The organism is Chitinophaga lutea, assembly GCF_003813775.1.
GTDB lineage: Bacteria > Bacteroidota > Bacteroidia > Chitinophagales > Chitinophagaceae > Chitinophaga > Chitinophaga lutea.
Genome location: NZ_RPDH01000002.1, coordinates 1999696 through 2017896, shown reverse-complemented (window position 1 = coordinate 2017896; position 18201 = coordinate 1999696). Strand labels below are relative to the sequence as shown.

Sequence of the window (18201 nt, the reverse complement as noted above, 5' to 3'; positions counted from 1 at the left end):
ATTATTAACACGTCATATTACAATGGAACAGATCTTAGCAAAAACGAAATTCGCCGATCCGGCTTCAGACAAAAAGCCGCTGATCATCTCCGGACCCTGCTCTGCAGAAACCGAAGAACAGGTATTGGCCACTGCGCTGGCCCTGGCAAAAACCGGTAAAGTGGATGTGCTGCGCGCCGGTATCTGGAAACCCCGCACCCGTCCGGGCTCCTTCGAAGGGATTGGTCCCAAAGGCCTCCCCTGGCTGCAGAAAGCCAAAGAGCTGACCGGCATGCCCACTACTGTGGAAGTAGCTACCGCCAAACAGGTGGAAGATGCGCTGCACTTCGGCGTGGACATCCTCTGGATTGGTGCGCGCACCACCGTAAACCCGTTCTCCGTACAGGATGTGGCCGACGCCCTGAAAGGCGTTAAGATTCCCGTGCTGATCAAAAACCCCATCAACCCCGACCTGGAACTGTGGATTGGTGCGGTAGAGCGTATCCAGAAAGCCGGTATCGAAAAAGTAGGGTTGATCCACCGCGGCTTCTCCAGCTACGGCAACACCGAATACCGCAACGCCCCCATGTGGCACCTGGCGATCGAACTGAAACGCCGTCATCCTGAATTACCGATGATCTGCGACCCGAGCCACATCAGCGGCCGCCGCGACATCCTGCAGGCTGTTTCACAGGAAGCGATCGACCTCGATTACGATGGCCTCATGCTGGAAACACACATCGATCCGGACAACGCCTGGAGCGATGCCAAACAACAGATCACGCCCGAAAAATTCGGCGAGCTGCTGAGCAACATCACCTGGAGGCACGAACGTACCGACCAGAAAGAGTTCAACACCGCCCTCGAAAAACTGCGCAACCAGATCAACGGCATCGATGACGAAATCATGCTGCTGCTGGGCAACCGCATGAAAATCGCTGAAAAAATCGGTCAGTATAAAAAAGAGAACAACATCACCATCCTGCAAACCAACCGCTGGAATGAAATCCTCGACCGTGGTATCCGCGCCGGCGAGAAACTGGGCCTCACCAAAGATTTCGTACTGAAATACTTTGATGCCGTGCACCTGGAATCCATCAACCGCCAGAATAAAGTGATGAACGACTAAGCCTTTTTTCAGTATCAGACTTATATGACAACGCAAACGCACCAGTTTCAACACGCCGCCACCACGTATTACCTCGGCGAAAGTCTCGCCAACCTGGGGAATTACGTGAATAAAGAACGCACCATCCTGCTGCTGGATGAAAATGTGGACCATCATTACGCAGACCTGCTGCCCGGCTGGAAAAAGCTGGTAGTGCCCGATGGGGAGGATCACAAGAACATGGAAGTGATCGACCAGATCATCAACGGGCTGATAGAACTGGAGGCAGACCGCAAAACCACGCTGGTAGGCATTGGCGGCGGTATGCTCACAGATATCACCGGCTTTGCAGCCAGTATTTACATGCGCGGCATTCCCTTCGGGTTTGTGCCCACCACCTTGCTGGCGCAGGTAGATGCTTCCATCGGCGGTAAAAACGGCGTGAGCCACGGCATGCATAAAAACATGCTGGGCACCATCAACCAGCCGCAGTTCATCCTGTTCGACTACACCCTGCCGTCTACCATGCCCGCAACGGAATGGTGCAACGGTTTTGCCGAGATCATCAAGTATGCCTGCATATACGATGCGGAATTGTTTACCTACCTGGAAAACAATAAAGACAAGGCCCTCGCGCAGGATGTAAGCGTGCTGCAATACCTGGTGGAACGGTCGGTGGCGATCAAAACAAAGTTTGTGCTGGAAGACGAGTTTGAAAGCGGTGTACGCCGCTGGCTGAATTTTGGTCATACCCTCGGGCATGCGGTAGAAAAGCTGGAAAACATTGCACACGGCCAGGCGGTGGCGATCGGGATGGTAGCAGCTGCTAAGATCTCCGAAAAAATAACCAAGCTGCCATCCGAACAAACCAACCGGCTGATCCGTTTGATCAACGACTACCGTTTACCGGTAACGATGCAATCGGACAAAGACGCGGTGTTCAACATCTTCAAGCTGGATAAAAAACGAGAAAAAGACCATATTCACTTTGTGCTGCTGGAAGAACTGGGTAAGGCGCAAACACAGCCTATCCCGCTCGACGAGCTGAAACAAATTTTAAAAGAACTGTAACCGTCCAATATGAGAGTTTCAATTTCACCTTCCGTGATCAAAGGCGCCGTTACCGCCAATCCCTCCAAGAGTGCGATGCAGCGTGCGGTGGCAGCGGCCTTGCTCGCGAAAGGGAAAACCGTCATACATAACCCGGGGCTGAGCAACGACTGCCTGGCCGCGCTCGAAGTAGCGGAAAACCTGGGGGCTGTGGTGAAAAGGGGAGAAGAAACGATTGAGATCACCGGCAATGGCGTTCAGCCCCTGCACGAGGAGATCAATTGCGGCGAATCGGGCCTCGGCATCCGCATGTTCACGCCGGTGGCCGCCCTGTCTGAAAAGACCATCACCATCAACGGGCACGGCAGCCTCGTGACCCGCCCCATGCATTTCTTCGAGGAAGTACTGCCCCAGCTGGGCGTACAGATCAAAAGCCGCGACGGCAAGCTGCCCCTGGAAATCAGGGGACCGCTGCAGGCCAATAACGTGACGATCGACGGCTCCCTGTCGTCCCAGTTCCTCACCGGCCTGCTCATGGCTTTCGGCGCCGTGGCGGATAAAGCCGCCATTACGGTGAAAGACCTCAAAAGCAAACCTTACATCGCCCTCACGCTGCAGATCATGGAGCATTTCGGCGTAAAGGTGCGGCAGGAGAACTTTGAAGTGTTCCACTTCGACAGCAAACAATCCTACCGCCCCGTGGAATATACCGTGGAAGGCGACTGGAGCGGCGCGGCATTCCTGCTCGTAGCGGCCGCCGTAGCCGGCAAGGCGGAAGTGCATCACCTCAATACCCAAAGCGCACAGTCCGACAAGGCGATCATGGAAGCGCTCGAAAAAGCCGGCGCCGAAATCCTGCCCGGCGTGTTCACCATGATCATCGCCAAAAAGGAACTGAAGCCGTTTGAGCTGGACGCTACCGACTGCCCGGACCTGTTCCCGCCGCTGGTGGCCCTGGCCGCCAACTGCAAGGGCGTGACCCGGATCAAGGGCGTAAGCCGCCTGGCGCATAAAGAAAGCGACCGCGGTCTCACCCTGCAGCAGGAGTTCGGTAAAATGGGCATCCGCATCAACCTCGAAGGAGACGATATGTTCGTACACGGCGGCACCGGCATCAAAGGCGCTACCGTACATTCGCATAACGATCACCGCATCGCCATGGCCTGCGCCGTGGCGGCGCTGACGGCCGACGGACCGGTAACGGTGGAGAACGCCGAAGCGATCAACAAATCGTACCCGGAATTCTATGATCATATAGCGACGCTCGGCGCGGCAGTCACTAAAGAAGAAAAAGTACAATCATGAACAGTTTCGGAAGAATATTCAGGGTGAATGTATTCGGCGAGTCCCACGGCGAAAGCGTGGGCGTCAATATCGACGGCGTGCCCGCAGGCATTCCCTTAAAGCAGGAAGATTTCCTGCCCGACCTGGAACGGCGTAAAGCCGGCGCCAAAGGCACCACGCCCCGCAAGGAAGACGACCTGCCTTTCCTGAAATCCGGTGTGTTCAACGATCATACCACAGGAGCGCCCATCACCATCCTGTTCGAAAACAACAACACCCGCAGCGCCGATTACGCCAAACTGCGGGAGTTTCCCCGCCCCGGCCATGCCGATTTTGTGGCTACGCAGAAGTACGGCGGGTTTGAAGACTACCGCGGCGGCGGCCACTTCAGCGGCCGGTTGACGCTCAACCTCGTGGCGGCCGGCGTGATCGCCAAAAAAATACTCGGCAGCGGCATCCAGGTAAAAGCGGAGCTGAAAGAAGTAGGCGGTTACCCTGATCCCGAACAGGGCCTCGAAGCCGCCATCGCCGCCAAAGACTCGGTAGGCGGTGTCGTGGAATGTACGGTAGACGGGCTGCCCATCGGTTTGGGCGAACCTTTCTTCGATTCCATCGAGTCCAACATCGCGCATGCGGTGTTTGCCATCCCCGCCATCAAAGGCATCGAATTCGGCGCCGGTTTTGCCGCCGCTAAAATGAAAGGGCTGGAACACAACGACGCGATCATCGATACAAGCGGAAAAACCGCCACCAACAACGCCGGCGGCGTGGTGGGCGGCATCAGCAACGGCAACCAGCTGGTGTTCCGCATCGCGGTAAAACCCACCTCCAGCACCCCCAAAGTGCAGGAAACGCTGAATATAGCCAGCGGCCAGGTGGAACAGTTTTCCGTGAAAGGCCGTCACGATCTCTGCATCGCGCTGCGCGTGCCCGTAGTGCTGGAAGCCGTTACAGCCATGGTGCTGGCGGATTTTATGCTGCTGGAAATGCGCGCGCCGAGAGTGTTCAAATAACGGATGAAAGAAAATACAGAGCGGCGGCCTCGTGTGAACGGGGCCGCCGCTTTTTTAGACAGGGAGGCACTTCATCTTCGGCATGCGTTCGCATCAGGATGTGAAAGTGGATGGTGTGCAAGAACCGCAAGAGGCATCGCGGTAGCGGTGCTGAATATTTGAAGTGGCAATGATCAGGTTCACAGCGGGTGATGTTATACGGGGGAAAGCACATGTTTGCGGCAGCGCGAATAAAAAAAGCCGGATGGAATCACTCCCATCCGGCTTTTCAATATTGTAATATATACTATTCTTTCACGGGAGCGGCAGGCTGCGTTTCCGCAGGTGTGGCCGCTTCGATGCTCAGCAGTTCCACATCAAACACCAGTGCGCTGTTGGGCTTGATTTTCGGGCCGGCGGCTCTTTCGCCGTACGCCAGCTGCGAAGGGATGAAGAGTTTCCATTTGCTGCCCACAGGCATCAGCAGGAGGGCTTCCGTCCAGCCTTTGATCACGCCCGTAACGGGCAGTGTGATGGGCTCGCCGCGGTCGATGGAGCTGTCGAATGTAGTACCGTCGATCAGCATGCCGTGATAATGCACTTTTACCTTATCGTTCAGCGTGGGTTTGGGACCGGTGCCGGTTTTCAGCACCTGGTACTGCAGGCCGCTGGGCAGCGTTACCACGCCGGGTTTGGTTTTGTTTTTCGCCAGGAACTTTTCCCCTTCCACTTTATTCTTGTTCAGGATGTAGTCCCTCACCAGGGTAGTGCCCTGGTCGGCGGAGAGTACCGGTGTTTTGCCGGTATAATGGTCTTCGATGGCCTTGAACAGCAGTTTCAGGTTCAGGCTGTCGAGCCCCTGGCCTTTGAGCATTTGCCCGAGGTCGTTGCCGATGGTATAGCTCACGGAGTCCAGTTGCGTGCGGAGCAAAGGTTTAGGTGCAGCCGTCTGTTTTTTCTGGCTGAAGGCCGCTTGTGCGGTCAGTACGCTTAAAGCGCCGATAAATAGGCATTTTCTGATCATACCGGGTTGTAAAATTTGAACCGCAATATAAGCACATTATTCAATCCTGCTCCATATTTCGCTGATGGGGTCGCCCTTGGAGCTTTTGCCGCTGTGGTGCCATTGTTTGCCGTCCACTTTGCCGTTAAAGCTCAGGCTCATGCCCACCCGCGTATTGTCGCGCGAAAAGAAGGTGATGGTTTCGGTATACTGGCCGTTCTCAAACTTGTACGTACCGCCGCCGGTGCCGAAAAACTCCTTGGTTTCCGTGTTGATGGCCGCCCATTGAAAGCGGGTGCCGGAAAGGATTTTAAGGGTTTTACGCGGGCCGGGGCGCATGGGGTCCATCTTACCGTTGTTTTCCCTGGCGGTGATGCGCCAGGTGCCTGCCAATGGTGCCTTCCCTTCATCGAGGCGCTGCCAGGTGGTGGTTTTGCCGGCGCAGCTCACCGTCAGCTGGTTGTTCTGCAATTTGTACGTGCAGGTGTTGGTGCTGCCGATGTTCTCTTTGTCGGCCGTGTTGAATTCGATCACTTCGGTGAGGTTGCCGCCGGATGCGGTGATGCGCCCGCCGAGCGTGCTCACGAACTCTTTCCCCTGCTGGTTGAAGACGGTCTGCATAAAATACCCGTCTTCGATGATGCGCACGGTTTGCGGTTCGCTGCCCACGGGCATCAGCTGCCAGGCGCCGGAAAGACCGGCCTGCGCGAAGGACAATTGTGTCAGCAGCGCCAGGGCTGCAGAAAACAGAAGTTTCATATTGCGTATTTTTTAACGTGGTGGAATCAACGCAAAACAGGCAGTATCAGTTTCGACGGCCGCTTTGCATCGTGATAAATCCGGATAGTGGACGGAACAAAATCTTTATCGTTTGCCGTATAAATATTCGTGAATTGCTGCGGATTGCGGTCTACCAGCGGGAACCAGCTGCTCTGTATCTGCACCATCAGCCGGTGGCCTTTTTTGAACGTGTGCGCAATGTCCGGTAAGGTGAATTTTACCTGCTCGGGCTGGTTAGGCGCAAAAGGCACGGGCTGTTCAAAACTCTTCCTGAATTTGCCCCGCATCACCTCTCCGCGTACCAGCATCTGGTAACCGCCCATTGGGTAGGCGGCAGGAATGTAACGTTTGTTGACAACCGGGGCGGGCGGGTCGCCGTAAGTGAAATCGTCCGGGAACACGTCGATCAGTTTAACCACAAAATCCGCGTCGGTAGTGCTGATACTGGCCATCAGATCCGCTATCAGCGGACCGCCCAGGCTAAGGTCTTCCTCCAGCGGAGGGGTCTGGAATACCAGTACGTCCGGCCGTCGGGCGGCAAAACGCTGATCGTCCGTCATATAGCTGATGGTGCGGATAAAATGAACATCTTCTGTATAGGGCACGGGCCTGGCGGGGTCGCTGACGTATTGGGTGTAGGCATCGGCAGTATTGGGCGCCTGGAAACCGAGGCCGCCGGCTGCCTGCAGGTAAACGGGCCGCTGCTGCATATCGGGCGCGGGCCAGGCAGGAAACTGTTTCCATTCGTTGGCGCCGGTGAAGAACACCACGGCGTCCTGTATATCGGCTCCCTTGCCTTTACCTTTCAGGTGATGGTTGAAGAAAGGCAACTCTATGCTATCCTGGTACCATTTGGAAGTGTTGCTGCCGAACCGCACGTTGCCGAGGCTGGTGGCTTCATTGTCGACCCACTGACCGTGGTACCACGGCCCCATGACGATGCGGTTGTCTGTACCGGGGCTTTGTTTTTCGATTGCCTGGTAAGTGGCCCATGCGCCGAAGCAGTCTTCCGCGTCGAAGTGGCCGCCAACCACCAGTACGGCCGGCTGTATGTTTTTGATGAAGTTGCGGATGTCGCGCGCTTTCCACCAGCTGTCGTAGTTGGGATGGGCGAACAGGTCTTTCCAGAAAGCAATGCTGTCGCCGATCATGCGCATCACGTTGGGCAGGGCGCCGGCCTCCAGGAAGAATTTATAATTGTCGCGCACGGTGAAATTAAAACCCGTTGGTTTTACCGTGGTGGGTTTGGGCCGGGGTTTGCCGAAGGCATGGTAGAAGCTGAAGGCGTCGTTGAGCATAAAGGCGCCGTTATGGTGCCAGTCGTCGCCCATGAACCAGTCCGTCACCGGCGCCTGCGGGCTTACTGCTTTGAGGGCGGGGTGCCCGCTGAGTGCGGCCATGGTGGAATAGAAGCCGGGGTAGGAACCGCCGTATACGCCTACTTTCCCGTTGTTGTTGCCGATGTTTTTCACCAGCCAGTCGATGGTGTCGTAGGAATCGCTCGCTTCATCGATATCTTTCCCTTTTTTATTCGGATTGAAAGGCCTTACGTCCACAAATTCCCCCTCACTCATCCAGCGGCCCCTGACGTCCTGGGTGACGATAATATAACCTTCCCGGAAATACTGGGTCACATACCAATGGTGGTACGCCGGCCATTTATCCTCCCCGTAAGGCGCACAGGAATAAGGGGTGCGGGTAATGAGAATGGGATGTTTTTCAATGGTGTTTTTCGGAATGAAGATGGAGGTAAACAGTTTTATCCCGTCGCGCATGGGTATCAGCACTTCCTTTTTTGTATAGTTTTCCCTTATCCAGAGAGAGTCTTCGGCTGAACGGGCAAACGTTGTCATGTGGGCAAAAATGCACAGCAGCAGGATCAGGTTTTGTCGCATTTGTTTAAGCGGTTGATTGGGTGATTAAATATAAGCCGATCTGCCGTAACTTAGGTTCAAAATTATGATATATGGCAAGACCCTTAGCCTCGGAATACGCTGAGTTTTACCACGGTTACGTTACGAAAGTGAAGGAAGACGACCTGCTGACAGCCTTCCGCAACCAAACGGCTGTTTCCCTCCAGTTCTGGCGCGAGCTGCCGGAAAACAAACAGAATTATGCCTATGCCACCGGTAAATGGACGCTGAAGCAGATGCTGCAGCACATCATCGACGCGGAGCGCATCTTTGCCTACCGCGCACTGCGCTTTGCCCGTAAAGACATGACGCCCCTCGCCAGCTTCGATGAAAACAGTTACGCGGATGAGGCCCGGGTAGATCACCGCAGCTGGGCCGATATGGTGGAAGAATTCCAGTACGTCCGCAACGCGTCCGAGCACCTGTTCCGTTCTTTCGACGGCGAGGAAATGGAGCGCAGCGGCGTCGCCAGTGGTCGCCCGATGAGCGTGCGCGCCCTCGGCTACGTGATCGTAGGGCATGCCATCCATCACCAGGACGTGGCGAAGGAGCGCTACCTCTAAGGGACGATCACCATGCTCAACACCCTCGAGATAATTTTCCGGCACCATCCCGCACTGCTGCGCGAAGGCGTAGCCGTAGGCGAGAGTTACCGTTCACGGATAGGCGGCCTGAAGTTTATCCGCTTCCAGCGGCTGCACATCGAAATAACGGATATCAGCGGCACGAAGGTCATCGATACAGCCGGCAGCCGCCGCAACGTCGTGTACCCGGTGGATATGGAACTATACCTTTCCCGACCGCCGGATGAAAGAAAACAATGCCTCTACGAAGCGGTGTTCGAGATCATGGAAGAACTGGCCGCGGCAAACAACCGGGACGTGGCAGTGCTCCGCCGCATCCACGACGGCATCCGCTCGGCGGATTACGTCCTCCCCGTCAGCTACTACCCGAAGTCGCTGAACCCGGCCCTCACCCGCATCGTGGCCCTCGATTATACCTACACGTTCGAATACGTCGAGTTTGTATTGCTGGTGTACGACAGGGAAGGAGCACTCCTGCATACGATGCCCGTGTACCGCTGCCATCCGCTGACGCAGTTTTTCAGCAGGTTCTTTACGTTTAAGGAATGGGTAACGAACGATCTGTTTGTGATCAAAGACGCGAACCGGGAGATCCATTTCGTCTGTGACCTGATCACCGGTGAAGTGGTGATCGAGTTACACCCGGATGCGCATTCGGAGGAAGAACTGCAAAGATTGCTGAAGGGGCTGCATTATACCGCCAATGAATTACAATAAAAAAGGGAGCCATGAAGCGCTCCCTTTTTTATGTCATATAGCATGGTCTCAGAATATGAAAAATCTCCCCCCGTCAACCCGCCTGTTCCCTGTCTTCGCTTTCGCGCCGAACACGCTGATGTTGTAAGTGAGCGTCAGCATGTAATACTGGTCCACGATTTCCGTCTGCACATCGTCGATGGAAAACTCACTCACGTTGCGCCGCACTGAGGTGCTCTGCTTCAGCAGGTCGTACGCATAAATTTTAACCTGCGCTCTTTTGCTTTTCAGGAAACTGTATTCCAGCCCCATGTGCCACATGGCCACGCCTTTCCGGAAACCGGGCGTGATACGGGTGTTGTACACGTAGTTGATATCGTTTTCCCACGCGAAGTTACGCGGCCAGTACACGGTGCTGCCCAGCGTGGCGCGGTGCTGTATGTAATTGCCCTGGGTGGTGACACCCTGCGGGTATTTGGTGACGAAAAAGGAAGGGCGGTAGTTGAGCGTAAATTCCAGCAGTTCCTTGTAGGCGTAAGTGCCATGGGCGCCAACGGAAAAGTTCATGCTGAACGTTTCGATGCGGCGGATGGTGGTGTCGCCTTTGGGATTGTTGATGTTGGAGAAGTTGATGTTCCGGCCCCCGTATGCATTCAGGAAAAGCATGGCTCTCCACTGGTAATCCTTGGCCTTTTTGCTTTTGCTGAGCGTCGCGTTGGCGTTCAGGTTATAGAAGCCGTTCGTGTTCACGAACCGGGTTTGCTGGCTGCCGTCGGGCCGGGCTTTGATCACCGTGGTGATCCGGTTCATGGTGGGCGAATAACCGATGCTGGAGAAAACACCGATGCCGGTAGGCGAAAACTGGTTGAAGCCGAACGATATGCGCTGCGTGAAAGCGGGCTTCAGGTCGGGGTTACCGATGCGCTCGTTCAGTGTGTTGCTGTTATCCTTCAGGGGTTGCAGCTGGTCGATGGAAGGCTGCTGCATATTCCCGAAGTAACTCAGGTACCAGTTGCCGTTCTTTTTATTCCGGTAAGCCAGGCGGGAACTGGGAGCGATGTTCGTCTGGTACTGGCGGAAGCCGGTGCGGGTGGTATAGGAGTAGTTGTCGAGCACATTCAGGTACACGGAGCCGCCGATATTCGCCGTCCATGCTTTGCCGGAGTGGTTGAAAGACAGCTGCGGGTTTTGAGAGGTGAAAACGGTTTTGAATTTATTGGTGTACAACGGGTCGAGATCGGTGTACCCTTTTTCAACTTCGTCGTAGTTGTAAGTCTGCCGGTCGGAGCGGCTCTGGCTGTATTGGAAGCCGTAACCGGCCGTTACTCTCCACGTTTTCGAAATGGGCTCCGTATACTTCAGCACCACTTCGTAGTTTTCATTGGTGTTGGTGGAGGTGTTGCGCTGATCGGTGATGGCGCTGGAATCGGCGATGCCGTTCTCATAAAAGCCGCGCTCCGAATAGTTGAAAGCGTATCCGTCCTGGTTGCTGTTATTGTTGCTGAATCCCAGGGCGATGCTGCGCCCTTTCTTTTTCAGCTGCCGCGAGATGTTCAGGTTGCTGCTGAAGTTGGTGCGCGTGCTGGAATTGCGGTTGCGGGTGGTGTTGTGGTTGAGCAGCGAGCCGTCCGACCAGGTAGTGTCCAGCCCATTGGCGCGGGTGCTGGTTTCGGCGTAGTCGAAAGAAGGGTTGAAAGAAAGCATGGTCACGGAGTCCAGCTGTGTTTCCAGCCCGAAATTAAGACGGTGATTGGCGTTGCGGCCCGTGCCTTCGCGGTTGCTGCGGGTCTGCCGCCCGTCGTTATACTGCGTATTCCGCAACGTGCGGTAGCGGGAGTCGGTGTTGTTGAAGAAGTAACTGTTATTGACGTTGTGTTTTTTGTTCCACTGGTCGTTGTAATTATACCCGGCCATGGTGGCGGTACGGATGCCGTCGCCGCCGCTGCCGAAGGAGATGCCGTTCATGGAGAACGCCCCGTTATCGGAAATGCTGATCGACATACCGCCGGCTTTCTTTTCTGCAACGGCGCCCATTTCCCCCTGCGAGAACCCGATTTTGTTGAGGTTGTTGGAAGAAGCCAGCACACTGAGCTGGCGGGGGCCGTCGAACCCGCTTACCATGCCGGCCAGCTCAAACCGGTCGTCGGTACCGCCGCCGGCCGATACGCGGCCGAACAGGCCTTTCTTTTTATCCGCTTTCAGCGTCACGTTGAGCGTCCTGTCTTCCCCGTCTTTTTCAACGCCCAGTTTGGCTTCCTGCCTGGTTTTGGTGTCCATCACCTGCACTTTGTCCACAATCGCGGCCGGCAGGTTTTTGGTGGCCAGCTTGGGGTCGTTGCCGAAAAACTCACGGCCTTCCACCAGTACGCGGGTCACCTTTTTACCGTTCACGGTGATGTTGCCTTCGTCGTCGATATCCACTCCGGGCAGTTTTTTCAGCAGGTCTTCCACCATGGCATTGGTGCGTGTTTTGAACGCGGATGCGTTAAACTCGATGGTGTCTTTCCGGATGGCGATCGGCGGACGGTCGCCTTCGATCACCACCGTATTCAGTTCATGGGCGGAAGGAGCCAGGAAAATTTTCCCCAGGTCTGCCGGATGGCCGGGAGGCAGGATGCGGACAAAAGTACGGTACCCGGTATAGGAAATCAGCAGGCGGAGGGTTTTATCTGCCGGCAGGCCGGTCAGTTTAAAGCCGCCTTTTTTGTCGGTCAGCGTGTAAGTCAGCAGGCTGCTGTCTTTATTATCCTGCACCGTAACGGTGGCCATCTCCATCAGCTCCTTGCTGCTGGAATCTGCCACCGAGCCGGTTAACTGGTTTTTCTGCGCGGAGGCGGCAAACCCGCACAGGCTTAAAATAAGAGATAAACATACAATTCGATTCATGGCGGAATTTAGTTGAGGAGCCTAAAATACGAAACATTCGTAGAAAAACGAAGTAAATAGTTAAATCTGTGATGAAAGGTTCGTTTTATGGGGAGAACGGTGTAAAGGATGATGTGGGGCCGGGCGAATGTTACCAAATTATGAAGTCGTTTCCGGGGTTGGTACATCGTTTCGCGGTGAGCGTACTCTTATTGTAGGCGGTGAAAAAAGATGCCGTTTACCGGGACGTATATGAATCAACAATTGCTGGATAAATATTTCAAAGGCCTTTGTTCGGAAGACGAGGTGCAGCAGGTGGAAGCCTGGCTGGAGCAGTCTGGCGAAGATGGGCTCGACGGATTTTTGAAGGCAAGCTGGCGCCAGGCGAACCCCGCCCCGGTAACGAAGGTCCGCCGCCTGCACTGGCTGCGCCCCGCCGCAGCCGCTATGCTCGCAGGCTGCGTGGCACTGGCCGGCTGGTGGCTGCAGGGGAGGAAGACGGCGACCACCGGCATTGCGCGCCATATGGATACCATCGCCAATCCCGGCCCGGGCGTAAAGCTGGTGAGCATGCCGGACGGCTCGAAGGTATGGCTGAACGCACAGGCCTGCATCATATTCGATGATACCTATAATACCACCAGCCGCCGGCTGCGCCTGACCGGCGAAGCCTACATCGAGGTGGCCGCCAGCGACCGGGCGCCTTTCAGCGTCAATGCAGGCGGGTTGATCACTACGGCGCTGGGCACTTCCTTCAATATCGCTTCGCCCGCCGCGGAAGAAAAAACGGTGCAGGTCAGCCTCATCTCCGGGAAAGTAGCCATCAGCGCGGCGGATTCGGCCTCGTCATTTGAAAGGGTGGTGCTGCTGCCCGGCGACCGCCTCACTTACACGGACGACCGGCATTTCAAACAATCCACTTTCCTCGTCCGCGAAGCGGTGGACTGGAAAGACGGGAAGGTCATCTTCGAGAACACCCGCCTCGATGATGCTTTCGCAAAACTGCAGCGCCGCTATGGCCGCCGGTTCGTGATGATGGATAAAACCCTTGCCGGTAAAAGGCTCACGGCTTCATTCCCGGCGCAGGTGACGGTGGATCTGATCCTGCAGAAACTGGCCTTTGTGCAGGAACTGCGGTTCGACCGGCACGGCGATACCACCTATGTGTATAAAGAAAAACGGAAATAATACATAACGAGTTCACCCTTTTCATTCGATTCAATAAATAAAAAGTAACGAGAAGTATGCAAAAATCTACCCGAAGATTTTTTCCCGGGCATGGAAAACTATGCCTGTACATCTGCCCTTTGCTGTTCATCCTGCTCTTTGGCCAGCACCTGGTACTGGCGGCGCAATCGTACAAATCGCTGCAGCAACAGGTAACGGTAAAGACCGCCCGCACCAGCGTGGCGGACGTGATCAAACGGTTACAGGCGCAAACATCCCTTACCTATGTATATGATCCGCTGTACCTCGAACAATGCCGGGTGCCGGCGATGGACTACACCGCGGCAAAGCTCGGTGCGGTACTGGAGTACCTCGACCGGCATGCGGCGGTAGACATCGAATACGACAACAATACCGTCGCCATCCGGAAAGGCCAGGTGGAAGCGGCGATGAAAAAAGAAAATGAAGGCACCATCACCGGCAGGGTGATCGATAACCGCAACGAACCGCTGCCGGGCGTAACCATCATGATAGAAGGCGGAAGCGGCACCACCACGGGCGTAGACGGCAGCTATTCCATCCAGCTGCCGCCGGGCAAATACACGCTGGTGTTCCGGTATGTGTCGTTCAGCACCAGGAAGGTTACAGACATCGCGGTGAAATCAAGGCAGGCCACCACGCTCAACGTGCTGATGACCGCTTCGCCTTCTTCCCTGAAAGAGGTGGTGGTGACAGCCAGTTACCAGCGGGCGTCCGTGGAAGGGCTGTACGCTTTGCAGAAAAACAACGCCGCCGTGTCTGACGGTATCAGCGCCGAGCAGATCAAAGCCACGCCCGATAACAATGCGGCGCAGGTACTGAAGCGGGTGAACGGCCTCACCGTGCAGGACGATAAGTTCGTGACGGTGCGCGGGCTGAGCGAACGCTACAACAACGTGATGATGAACGGCGCCAGCCTGCCCAGCACGGAGCCCAACAGGCGAAACTTTTCGTTCGACGTGATTCCCAGCGCGCTGATCGACAATATCGTGGTGAACAAAACCGCCACGCCAGACATGCCGTCGGAGTTCGCCGGCGGACTGGTGCAGGTCAACACCCGCAACATTCCCGACCGTAATTTCCTGACGCTCACGGCCGGCACCGGCATCAACACCAACAGTACCGGTAAAACGCTGTACAGCACCAAACGCGGCGGCCGGGATTACCTCGGGTTCGACGACGGTACGCGGCGCTGGTGGAACCATGGCTGGGGTGCGGAGGAATTCCGGGAGGTGATCAGAAGCGGCGACAAGATGAAAAGAAGCGAAATGGAACGGCGTATTCCCAACAACTGGGGAATGTACAAATATGATTATTCTCCCGTGCAGAATTATCAGCTGGCCGCAGGAAGAGTGATCATGCTGAAAGACAGGGTCTCCTCGCTGGGTATCACACTGGCAGGAACCTACCGGCACGAGGAGTCGGTGGTGAATGAAAGCCGTCACAACCCGGGTTATTACCATTATTACTTCGACAGCTCGCGCACCTATAATTTCAATACGGCGCTGGGCGCGGTGGCAAACATCGGCTTTCAGACCAAAGGCCACCGTGTGGCCTTCAAGAACCTCTATAACAGGCGGTTCAGTAATGAGATGAATGTGAACAAGGGTATGGATTGGTCCAGCATCGTTTCTCCCATCAATCATTACATCAACGTTACGCTCATCAATTCCTTGCTGCAAAACAGGCTGGAAGGGGAGCACCTGCTGGGCAAAAAACTGAAGCTCGACTGGGCTGCGGACAACATTACGCTGGACCGCGAACAGCCGGACACCAGGAGCTCACGTGGCCGTTCCGGCGATAAATGGCCGTATGACGAAAGCGTAGCAGGCCAGTACCGGTTTTACATCGTCAATGAAGCACTGGGGTACATGACGGAAGGGATTAACATTTTTAATGCGATGCTGAAGGAGCGGCGGAAAAACGTTGCGGCCAATTTATCGATGCCTTTCAACGTAGGTGGCGCGGCCCAGACCCTGAAGGCCGGGTATGCCGGGGTGTTCCGTAAGGTAGACTATCAAAGCCAGGTTTTCCGCCTGCTGGTGGATCCCACCTCGCAATACTCCATTGGTTATCGGGATACGCTGATGTTCGGTAAATCAGACCATGAACTGCATTCACCTGAATTCCTGCGGCCCGGTATGCTGAACTATGTGCCCACCGGTTTGGGATCGTTCGGTTTCTCGGGCGACGATTACAAGGGAAAACAACAGATACACGCGGCCTATGTGATGGCGGATCTGAAGTTGTTGCAGCGCTTCCGCCTTATCGGAGGGGTGAGGATGGAACAGAGCAACATGGAAGTGACCGGTATCGTATATGCCCCGCCAATGGGCTATGGGGTGGATTCCACGATGCGGTATAAAAAAACCGACTGGCTGCCTTCCGCTAACCTGGTGTACGCCGTCAACAACCGGATGAACATCCGCGCGGCATATTCAAAAACCCTTGCCAGGGCTGAATTCAGGGAGCGCGCGCCTTACATCTATTATGAATTCAAGGAAAGGGCCGCCTATTATGGTGCGCAGGGGCTGAAGGATGCCAGTATCGACAATTTTGACCTGCGGTACGAGTATTACCCCGCGCCGGGTGAAGTGATATCGGTATCGGCATTCTACAAGAAATTCAAGGATCCCGTAGAGATCATCGGCGTATGGAGCGGCTCGGTAGACCCCCGGTTGTTTTACTTCAACCTGCGGAACTCCACTAATACCGGATTGGAACTGGACCTCCGTAAGTCGCTGCGGTTCATCAATCCCGCGCAAAAATGGCTGAGCCATGTATTTGTGAGCGCAAACGGATCGTGGATGAAAGCAAAGGTGCGCTACAATACCGACCAGCTGATGAATGCCGCCGGTGGCATTACGGGCCGCCCGGACCTCGAAAAGAACGCGTCCGATTCCAGGGACCGTCCCCTGCAGGGCCTCTCGCCTTATGTGATCAACGGCGGTATCGGCTATTTCGGTGATGTGTTCGGGGTGAATGTCACCTACAACCGTTACGGCCAACGCATTGTGACCGCCGGTTTCCAGCCCTGGGAAGACCTGTATGAAAACCCGCGGGATTTGATAGACGTCCAGCTCAGCGCCACCTTGCTGAAAAAGAAAATGCAGGTGCGGTTTAACATCAGCGATGTGTTGCAGCAGGATAACATCCTGTATATGAACAGGGGCGTCGTCAAATCGGCTAATGTCACGCCTGCGGAGGACCCATACACGCTCGGCAGTGAAAACAGCGACCCTAAAGGGACACGCTTCAATAAAGACCGGGATTATGTGCGGCAGCGATGGTTCAAAGGAAGGAACCTGAGCCTTAACGTAACCTATTCATTTTAAAAAATCCATTGCATCAATAAAGCACTAACATTCTATTAAACCCGACAAAAAAAATTAAGCCATGAAAAGACTTATGTTCGCAGCAGGCGTACTCTCTTTGTTAGCCTTTGGCGCATGTAAAAAAGATGCGCAAAAAGCACCTGAAAACGTAAAAGCAGGTGTACTGCCCGATGGTTCCACACTGCCCGGTATTATCAGCACACAGGTAGAACTGGTAGCCAACGGTACTTATTATCTCGACGGAAAAACCTACGTACAACCCGGTGGCGACCTCGTGATCAACGCTGGCGTTACGGTAAAAGGCATTTCAAAATCCACTCCTGCTGAGGCTTCTGCACTGGTGATCACTCGTGGCGGCCAGATCCATGCCGACGGTACAAACGGTACCATCGTATTCACCTCCAACAACGCCACTCCGGCTGTGGGCGACTGGGGCGGCATCGTGATCCTGGGTAATGCTCCCACCAACCAGTCTAACCCCACAATCGAAGGTATCGATCTGCCTACCTTGCCTCCTGGTGTTGACGTTCATTATGGCGGCACCACTTCCGGCGACAACTCAGGTGTACTGAAATATGTGCGCATCGAATGGGCCGGCGCCAATGTATCTACCAACAACGAGCTGAACAGCCTCACCCTGGGCGGCGTAGGCAGCGGCACCACCATCGACCACGTTCAGGCTTCTTATGGCCGCGACGATGCGTTCGAGTTCTTCGGCGGTACTGTAAACGCTTCTTACCTCGTTTCACTGAACACCAACGACGACATCCTGGACTTCGACCATGGCTACCAGGGCTCCGTACAATATGTACTGGGTATCCGCCGCTCCGGTTTTACTTACAACGATGCGAACGGCATCGAGTCCGACAACGAAGCAACCGGTACCTGCCCCGCGCTGACGCCCATCACCAACGCACAGGTATCTAACGCAACCTTCATCGGCGGACAGAACGCCGCATTCGCCGGCACCCTGAACGCAGGCCGTCTCAGAAGGTCTACGGGCTACACCATCACCAACTCCATCTTCCTGGGTTACAACAATGGTTTCGCTGTTGAAGGCGCCTGCACCGCCGGTACTTTCACCGGTAACGTGGTGCATGCCTTTTCTTCACTCGGCACCATTCCCGCAGGCAATGAAACTCACCTGAACGGCACCGATTCCAATGCAGACATCGCGCTGGTGGATCCGTTCGCTGTTGGTGCAAATTTCGACCCGAGCGAAACACAACACCCCGGTAAAGGCGCTATCGTAGGCGGCAATTACTGGTACCTGGGCTGGACTGCCGGTCTGTAAACAACAAAACAACAACAACAACTTTTCGTCTGAAGAAAGTTGATGCAAGGACTTTACAAGCAGGTGATAGCTGGTCTATCACTTGCTTGTTTCCTGAAGTCGGGGAAAACAG

13 protein-coding genes are annotated in these 18201 nt (G+C 55.1%); 9 read left to right on the top strand and 4 right to left on the bottom strand.

Annotation, left to right across the window (positions count from 1 at the left end):
* Positions 1 to 22 precede the first annotated feature (22 nt).
* From EGT74_RS27080 to EGT74_RS20375, 4 genes are read left to right on the top strand one after another with little or no spacing between them, the layout of a single operon-like run.
* Positions 23 to 1108: a chorismate mutase gene (locus EGT74_RS27080; RefSeq protein ID WP_123848406.1), complete on the top strand. Its 1086-nt coding sequence runs from the start codon at positions 23 to 25 to the stop codon at positions 1106 to 1108.
* Between the two features lie 24 nt (positions 1109 to 1132).
* On the top strand, positions 1133 to 2158 hold the full coding sequence (aroB, locus tag EGT74_RS20385; RefSeq protein WP_123848405.1) for a 3-dehydroquinate synthase: 1026 nt from the start codon (positions 1133 to 1135) through the stop codon (positions 2156 to 2158).
* Positions 2159 to 2167: 9 nt separating this feature from the next.
* Positions 2168 to 3442 carry a 3-phosphoshikimate 1-carboxyvinyltransferase gene (gene aroA / locus EGT74_RS20380; RefSeq protein WP_123848404.1) on the top strand — a complete coding sequence of 425 codons (1275 nt, stop codon included), beginning with the start codon at positions 2168 to 2170 and terminating at the stop codon, positions 3440 to 3442.
* Entirely contained in the window at positions 3439 to 4434 is a 996-nt protein-coding gene (locus EGT74_RS20375; protein WP_123848403.1) for a chorismate synthase, read from the top strand. Before aroA ends, EGT74_RS20375 begins: the two co-directional genes overlap by 4 nt.
* Before the next feature lie 286 nt (positions 4435 to 4720).
* On the opposite strand, the gene EGT74_RS20370 is transcribed toward EGT74_RS20375, so the two are convergent.
* From EGT74_RS20370 to EGT74_RS20360, 3 genes are read right to left on the bottom strand one after another with little or no spacing between them, the layout of a single operon-like run.
* Entirely contained in the window at positions 4721 to 5437 is a 717-nt protein-coding gene (locus EGT74_RS20370) for an FKBP-type peptidyl-prolyl cis-trans isomerase (protein WP_123848402.1), read from the bottom strand.
* A gap of 36 nt (positions 5438 to 5473) precedes the next feature.
* Positions 5474 to 6175 (bottom strand): membrane or secreted protein, encoded by a 702-nt coding sequence (locus EGT74_RS20365; RefSeq protein WP_123848401.1) that lies wholly within the window; start codon positions 6173 to 6175, stop codon positions 5474 to 5476.
* 26 nt (positions 6176 to 6201) lie between these two features.
* A complete protein-coding gene (locus tag EGT74_RS20360) occupies positions 6202 to 8091 on the bottom strand; it encodes a CocE/NonD family hydrolase (RefSeq protein WP_123848400.1) in 1890 nt (629 codons plus the stop codon).
* A gap of 71 nt (positions 8092 to 8162) precedes the next feature.
* Here EGT74_RS20360 and EGT74_RS20355 point away from each other — a divergent pair, with 71 nt between their 5' ends.
* Both EGT74_RS20355 and EGT74_RS20350 read left to right on the top strand, forming a co-directional pair.
* Positions 8163 to 8672 carry a DinB family protein gene (locus tag EGT74_RS20355; RefSeq protein ID WP_123848399.1) on the top strand — a complete coding sequence of 170 codons (510 nt, stop codon included), beginning with the start codon at positions 8163 to 8165 and terminating at the stop codon, positions 8670 to 8672.
* A gap of 12 nt (positions 8673 to 8684) precedes the next feature.
* Positions 8685 to 9410, top strand: coding sequence for a hypothetical protein (locus EGT74_RS20350; protein ID WP_123848398.1), 726 nt, complete (start codon positions 8685 to 8687; stop codon positions 9408 to 9410).
* Positions 9411 to 9458: 48 nt separating this feature from the next.
* Here the strand turns inward: EGT74_RS20350 and EGT74_RS20345 are convergent, their stop codons facing one another.
* On the bottom strand, positions 9459 to 12275 hold the full coding sequence (locus EGT74_RS20345) for an outer membrane beta-barrel protein (protein ID WP_123848397.1): 2817 nt from the start codon (positions 12273 to 12275) through the stop codon (positions 9459 to 9461).
* Positions 12276 to 12506: 231 nt separating this feature from the next.
* On the opposite strand from EGT74_RS20345, the gene EGT74_RS20340 reads away from it, so the two are divergent.
* From EGT74_RS20340 to EGT74_RS20330, 3 genes are all read left to right on the top strand, one after another.
* Positions 12507 to 13442 carry a FecR family protein gene (locus EGT74_RS20340; RefSeq protein WP_158618240.1) on the top strand — a complete coding sequence of 312 codons (936 nt, stop codon included), beginning with the start codon at positions 12507 to 12509 and terminating at the stop codon, positions 13440 to 13442.
* 56 nt (positions 13443 to 13498) lie between these two features.
* Positions 13499 to 16795 carry a TonB-dependent receptor gene (locus tag EGT74_RS20335; protein WP_123848395.1) on the top strand — a complete coding sequence of 1099 codons (3297 nt, stop codon included), beginning with the start codon at positions 13499 to 13501 and terminating at the stop codon, positions 16793 to 16795.
* A gap of 61 nt (positions 16796 to 16856) precedes the next feature.
* Positions 16857 to 18089, top strand: a complete 1233-nt coding sequence (locus EGT74_RS20330; protein WP_123848394.1) for a hypothetical protein — start codon at positions 16857 to 16859, stop codon at positions 18087 to 18089.
* Positions 18090 to 18201 lie beyond the last annotated feature (112 nt).